A 6081-nucleotide genomic window follows, 5' to 3' on the forward strand; every position below is an offset into this window, starting at 1 on the left:
GAGGACCTCGACCGACGAGGTCGGTCCCATGACGAGGGACTCCACCGACGGCGGCATCACCACGGCCCACCGGTTCTCCCGGAGGAGGTGCGGCGAAGGGCCGCCTCCTCCCGCGTGACCGCTGACGCGCCGTGAGGGAGGGGCCGGGTCCTCCCGGCCCCTCCCGCCGCTTCCTCCGCCGCCGGTGCGCGCCCACCACAGGTCGCCCGGGGCGCCGTCGACCGACGCGGGTGTCCGGGCCGGAGCCCGGACACCCGGGGGTCAGGAAGAGGCCGGGGCCGGCGGCTTGATCTCGATGACGCCCAGCTGCACCATCAGGTCGAGGTCCTGGCGGCACCCCCAGTGCTCGATGACCTTGCCGTCCACGAGCTTGTAGATGTGCATCTGCTCGATGGACACCTCGCGGTTGGTGGGAGCGAACCCGAGGAAGTCACCGACGTGCTTGCCCGTGAAGCGCACCCGGATGACCGCACGGTCGTCCTGGTAGAAGCTGTCCAGGTGCTCCCAGTGCGCGCCCTCGAAGACCGAGTTCATCCACCGGGCCGTGCCCAGGTAGCCCTCGGGGCCTCCGGGCGTCCCCGGAGGGGCCTCGTAGTCGACGAAGTCCTCGTGAAGGTACTTGTACGCCACCTCGGCGTTCAGTTCGTTGAAGATGTCACCCATTTTCTGGGAGATCTCCAGAACGCTCTCAGTCACAGCGAACTCCAATCTTTTCGTAGATTTCCCGGATTCAGTTTCCGAGCATTCCGCCGCCGGACACGGGAAGATTCGCTCCCGTGATGTATCCGGCGGACTCACTGGCGAGGTAGTGGACTGCGCTGGCGACCTCCTCGGGAGTTCCGGCCCTCCGGAGCGCCGTCTCTCCGAGAAGCTGGTCCCGGCGGCTCCCGGTCACTCCCTGGGCCATGTCCGTGTCGATGAGCCCGGGCGAGACCACGTTGACGGTGATGCCACGGGGACCCATCTCCTTGGCCAGCGACCGCGCGAAGCCGAGGAGCCCCGCCTTCGCGGCCGTGTAGTTGGTCTGCCCCGGGGATCCGGCGAGGCCGGACACCGAGGAGACGAAGACGATGCGGCCGCGGCGGGCCTTCGCCATGTCCGTGAGAACCTCCCGTGCGGCGCGCACGGCCCCCAGGAGGTTGGTGGTGACGACCTCCACGAAGTCCTCGTCGCTCATTCCCAGCAACAGGCCGTCGCGGGTGATGCCGGCGTTGGCGACCAGGACTTCGACGGGCCCGTGCAGGGCGCGCGCCTCCTGCACGGCGGCCGCGACCGAGGCGGGGTCGGTGATCTCGCAGAACACCCCGGACGTCCCCTCCGGAGGGGTTCCGGACCGGTGGGTGACCACGACCTTGTCGCCGCTGTCGGCGAACCTGCGGGCGACGGCGAGGCCGATACCCCGGTTGCCGCCGGTCACGAGTACGGAACGGCTCATGGATTGCTCCCGATAGATGTGGGACGGCCGGTGAGGGCCGTCAGCTCCTCGATGGCGTCGGCGGTGGAGGTGAAGTGGACCGCGTTCCAGCCCGCGTCCCTGGCCCCCGCGCAGTTGGCCTCGATGTCGTCCACCAGCACGCACTCGTGCGCCGGAACTCCGGCCCGTTCCTGAGCCAGACGGAACATTCCGGGATCGGGTTTGCGGTGACCGACCTCGAAGGACAGGACGACGGCGTCGAAGTGCGGTTCCGGGGCGAGCATGCGGCGCCAGTGGTCGTCCCAGGTCGGGACCATGTTCGACAGCATGCCGACGTACACCCCGGTCCTCCGCTGGGCCGTCAGGGCGCGGAGCCAGGCCGTGTTCACCTCGCGCCCGTCGAACCAGGCGTCGGCGATCGTCTCAAGCTCCACCGGGGGATGGCCCTCGCTCACCAGGGCGTCACTGATCCGCCTGATCCATTCCCGTTCGCTCATCAGGGGGGTGTCCACCGGCTCCATGACGTCGTCGGTACCGAAGTCCCCGGCGACCTTGAGCGTCGCCCTCCCCAGGGCGCGGGGATCCAGTCCGTGCCGCGAGCAGAAGGTCCGCATCGTGTCGGCGATGGGGGGCGTGAGCACACCGCCGAAGTCCGTCCAGACCGCGGTCACCGACCCCGCGTTCCGCCCGCTCATCGGTGTCCCTCCATACGGCGCAGGGCCACGGAGATCCGGGCGACCTCACGGCCGGACTGTTCCAGGACCGCCGTGGTGCTCGGTTCGAACGTGTCACCGTCGGGGCGTTCCGCCCGCGCGGTCAGGGGTGCGTCCAGTTCCGCGTAGCTGAGGAATTCGGCCGCGAACGCCGTCGGGTGGTACTCCGAGGGCTCGGACGTCCCCAGAAGGGCCAGCTGCCGCGCGGCCTCCACCAACGTCATCGCCGGATAGTGGTCGTAGTCGTGGTCGAAGAGCGCCTTGTTGCCCAGCCAGGGCGTGACGGTCGCGCGGACCGTACCGGACTCGGTGAAGGGCTGGGAGAGCACCACGTTGGCGGGGTTGGACCGGCCCACCAGCTCCGGTGTCAGGGGAGGGGGCGCCCCCTCCCGGAACTGCGAGGTCGACGGAGCCGGGGTACCCCTCTGGGAGTGTCGGAGCGCCGCGGCCTGGCTGCCCTTGAGGAAGGAGACCCTCATGGTGTGCAGCCCGACGCGCGAGTCGTCCACGTACAGCCGCTGCGCGACCCTTCCCCTGCGCAACCGGCCCGTACGGGCGCTCGTCTCCTTGGAGAAGACCGTGTCGACGCGCAGCTCGCCCGGCCCGCGACCGATCACCGTTCCGGGGAGCCAGTCGGCCTCGTACTCGAAGTGGTCCACGATCATGGTCGTCCCGTCGGGGATCTCCATGTGGGAGTGGGAACCCGCGATGGCGGCCTGGCGGCAGCACTCGACCATGAGCACCGGATCGAACAGGCGGGCGCGCTGGAGGTGGTCGTTGTAGTAGCTGTGCGTCAGGGGCAGTTGGGCCGCGCACCACACCCGGTCCTCCCCGACCGGGAGGATGTCGGTGATGAAGACCTCGGAGACGGCCGAACGGTGCACCAGCCTGCGGTCGATGTTCTGTGAGAAGTCGAGTTCGCGCGGAGGGAAGCACACCTCCTCGCCGGCATGAACAGTCACCTGCACTCCTTCGCCAACCGGTTTTCAGTTAATTCGATCTTTGCACTCCCACATAAAAGCAGCATGGAGATCCCGTTGGCGCACACGAAAATCCATGTTGATCAACGCAGTGCGTCCGGTGCATTTCTTTCGGTTCCCGCCTGTGCCACTTTGGTGACATTGGCATTCCCAAGTCTGGAATCTGCGCTTAGCGTTGGCCGCGTCCTCGAAATCAGAGGCGAAACCAACCGAAGGAAACGGAGATTCCCCATGACCGCGGAAATGACGGGCCTCACCCCCTCGAACGCCAAGGAGCACATCGAGGAGATCATCAACCAGGAACTCGAACTGGAGGAGGGCGAGCTCACCGACGAGGCCGACTTCGTCGAGGAGTTCGAGGCCGACTCCCTTTCCCTGATCACGGTGGTCGCACGCATCGAGAAGGAGATGGGCGTCAAGGTTCCCTCAGAGGAGCTTCCGGAGCTCACCAACCTGCTTCTGCTCCACGCCGCCGTCGTCAAGCACGCGGAGGGCTCCGGTGTCTGAGAGCAGACGTGTCGCCATCACCGGGCTCGGAGCCGTCAGCAGCATCGGCATCGGTGTCCAGGCGTTCTCCTCCGCCATCTGGGAGGGGCGCGTCGGCGCGGCCACGGTGTCCAGCTTCGACGTGAGCGGCTTTCCGTACCAGAAGGCCAGCGAGGTCACCGACTTCGATCCGGACTCCCTTCTGGAGGTGCTGAAGCCCGAGGACTGGGGCCGCAGCGGCCTTCTGGCGGCGGCCGCCGCCCGCCAGGCCGCCCAGGACGCCGGGCTCGGGGCAGACGTCCTGTCGTCGTCCCGTACCGGCTCCGCCATGGGCACCACCAGCGGTGAGTCAACGATCATGCAGAGCCTGTGCGAACAGTGGGTGGCCGACGGCCTCAAGGGGCTGAACCCCTCCCACGTCCAACAGGCTCCCGCGAGCCAGATCGCGAACGCCGTCAACACCGAACTCGCCCTGACCGGTGAGGCGCTCACCATCCCCACCGCGTGTTCGGCCAGCAACTACGCCTTGGGCTACGCCTTCGACATGGTGCGGACGGGGGAGGTGGACGGGATGTTCGCCGGCGGTGCGGACGCGGTCAACAGGCACACACACGCCGGGTTCCACCGCCTGGGAGCGCTGGCGGAGGACATGTGCCGCCCGTTCGACGCCAACCGCAGCGGAATCCTGACCGGGGAGGGCGGTGTGGCCCTCTACCTGGAGCCGCTGGAGCGGGCCAGGGAGCGGGGAGCCCACGTCTACGCCGAGGTGCTCGGCTACGGAGTCAACTGCGACGCCGAGCACATGGTCCACCCCGATCCGGTGAGTATCTCCCGGTGTGTCCGGGACGCCCACGAGTCGGCGGGGATCACTCCCGAACAGGTCGACTACATCTGCGCCCACGGCACCGGGACGCCCACGAACGACGCGACCGAGATCGAGGCGGTGCGCGACGTCTTCACGGGCTCACCGCCCCCGATCAGTTCCATCAAGTCGATGATCGGCCACACCATGGGAGCGGCGAGCGGATTCGGCGCCGTGGTCTGCTGCATGGCGATCCAGGAGGGGATGCTCCCGCCCACCGCCAACGTCAGCGAGGTCGATCCCCAGCTCGGCCCCGACCTGGACTGCGTCCCGGGGAAGGCCCGCCCGGCGAAGGTCGACATCGTCCAGAACCACGGGTTCGCCTTCGGCGGCAACAACGTCATCACCATCCTGGGGAGGGCCTCATGACGGCGACCATGGAGTCTCCCACCGACCTCACCACGGTCGAACCCCTCCCCGTCAGAGCGGCGGGTGTCGTGAGCACGGCCGGTATCGGCCTGGCTCCGCTGGCCGAGTTGGTCTCCGGCGGCACCCCCGCCCATACCGAGCCCGAAGACGACGGCCTGGGTGACTACCCCCTGGTCCCGGTACGTCCGGTCGGAGGCTTCCGGCTCGCCGACCACATCGGCCGCAAGGGCACCCGTCACCTGGACCGGCTCACCGGGTTCGGGCTGGTCGCCTGCGACCTGGCCCTCCAGGCGACCGACGCGCCTCCGGCGGCCAAGGACCGGACCGGCATCGTCATCGGCACGAGCACGGGGAGCGTCCAGAGTCTGAGTGAACTCGCCAGGGACACCCTGCTCCAGGAACGCCCGTACCTCATCAACCCCTCCCGTTTCCCGAACACGGTGATGAACAGCTGCGCGGGGCGCATCGCCATCCGCAACGGGTTCCGAGGTATGAACGCGACCCTGGCCGCGGGCCGGCTCTCCAGCCTGACGGCGTTCCGGCACGCGCGGATCGCGCTGTCCCAGGGCAGGGCCGACCGGCTCCTGGTCGGCGGGGTGGAGGAGCTGACCGCTCCCACGGCCTGGGCCTGGTACCTCAGCGGCGGCCTGACGGAGGAGACCCCGGTCGGGGAAGGGGGTGCCGTCTTCGACCTGGGGCGCGGAGGTGACGACGCCGCGGTACCGGGAGGCGCCGACTCGACCATGGCCGAACTCCTGGGCTGCGAGGTCTCCTTCGCCGCCAGGCGCGGGCTCAGCGAGTCGCTCACCCGCGACATCCGTGTGGCGTTGGCCCGGAGCTCCGTCACGTCCGACCAGATCGACATGGTCGTGCCGGGAGCGAACGGACACGTCGGCACCGGACGCGCCGAGGCGCGTGCGCTCTCCGCCGTGGTCGGTGACCGGCCCGCGGTTCCGTTCGTCCAGTCGCTGGGCGAGACCTACAGCGCGAGCGGGGCGCTCCAACTCGCCGCGGTCCTGGCCCTGTGGAAGGTCCGGCCCTCGGCTCGGCGCCGTCACGCACTCATCACCAGTGTGGGCGCGGACGGCAACACCGGTGCCTTGGTGGTACGCGAGAGCGAAGGTGCGTCAGTCGATGCCGCGCCCTGACTCGAGCGTCACGGCTGTCGCCCCTGCCCCCGGCGGGCAGCCGCCCCTCCACCTCTTCCTCCTCCACCACGCGGGAGGGTCCGCGAGCCAGTACCGTCGCTGGCTGCCC

At 69.0% G+C, this 6081-nt stretch carries 7 protein-coding genes; 3 read left to right on the top strand and 4 right to left on the bottom strand.

What is annotated here, in order from left to right:
• Positions 1-261 precede the first annotated feature (261 nt).
• Genes D455_RS0126680 through D455_RS0126695 form a run of 4 tightly spaced genes read right to left on the bottom strand, consistent with a single transcriptional unit; the run spans position 262 to position 3089 of the window.
• Positions 262-696 (bottom strand): ester cyclase, encoded by a 435-nt coding sequence (locus D455_RS0126680; RefSeq protein ID WP_152487165.1) that lies wholly within the window; start codon positions 694-696, stop codon positions 262-264.
• 34 nt (positions 697-730) lie between these two features.
• Positions 731-1435 (bottom strand): 3-oxoacyl-ACP reductase FabG, encoded by a 705-nt coding sequence (fabG, locus tag D455_RS0126685; RefSeq protein WP_017573723.1) that lies wholly within the window; start codon positions 1433-1435, stop codon positions 731-733.
• Complete coding sequence (locus D455_RS0126690) at positions 1432-2109, bottom strand: HAD family hydrolase (protein WP_017573724.1); 678 nt, start codon at positions 2107-2109, stop codon at positions 1432-1434. The genes fabG and D455_RS0126690 overlap by 4 nt, the downstream gene beginning before the upstream one ends.
• The gene (locus D455_RS0126695; protein ID WP_160167862.1) at positions 2106-3089 is read right to left on the bottom strand and encodes an AfsA-related hotdog domain-containing protein; all 984 of its coding nucleotides are present in this window, start codon (positions 3087-3089) and stop codon (positions 2106-2108) included. The genes D455_RS0126690 and D455_RS0126695 overlap by 4 nt, the downstream gene beginning before the upstream one ends.
• Positions 3090-3338: 249 nt before the next feature.
• Between D455_RS0126695 and D455_RS33560 the strand changes: the two genes are divergently transcribed.
• Genes D455_RS33560 through D455_RS31805 form a run of 3 tightly spaced genes read left to right on the top strand, consistent with a single transcriptional unit; the run spans position 3339 to position 5972 of the window.
• Entirely contained in the window at positions 3339-3614 is a 276-nt protein-coding gene (locus D455_RS33560; protein ID WP_017573726.1) for an acyl carrier protein, read from the top strand.
• Positions 3607-4824: a beta-ketoacyl-[acyl-carrier-protein] synthase family protein gene (locus D455_RS0126705; protein ID WP_017573727.1), complete on the top strand. Its 1218-nt coding sequence runs from the start codon at positions 3607-3609 to the stop codon at positions 4822-4824. The genes D455_RS33560 and D455_RS0126705 overlap by 8 nt, the downstream gene beginning before the upstream one ends.
• The gene (locus tag D455_RS31805; RefSeq protein ID WP_017573728.1) at positions 4821-5972 is read left to right on the top strand and encodes a beta-ketoacyl synthase N-terminal-like domain-containing protein; all 1152 of its coding nucleotides are present in this window, start codon (positions 4821-4823) and stop codon (positions 5970-5972) included. The genes D455_RS0126705 and D455_RS31805 overlap by 4 nt, the downstream gene beginning before the upstream one ends.
• The last annotated feature ends 109 nt before the right edge of the window (positions 5973-6081 follow it).

The organism is Nocardiopsis halotolerans DSM 44410 (genome assembly GCF_000341065.1).
In the GTDB taxonomy this organism is placed as follows: domain Bacteria; phylum Actinomycetota; class Actinomycetes; order Streptosporangiales; family Streptosporangiaceae; genus Nocardiopsis; species Nocardiopsis halotolerans.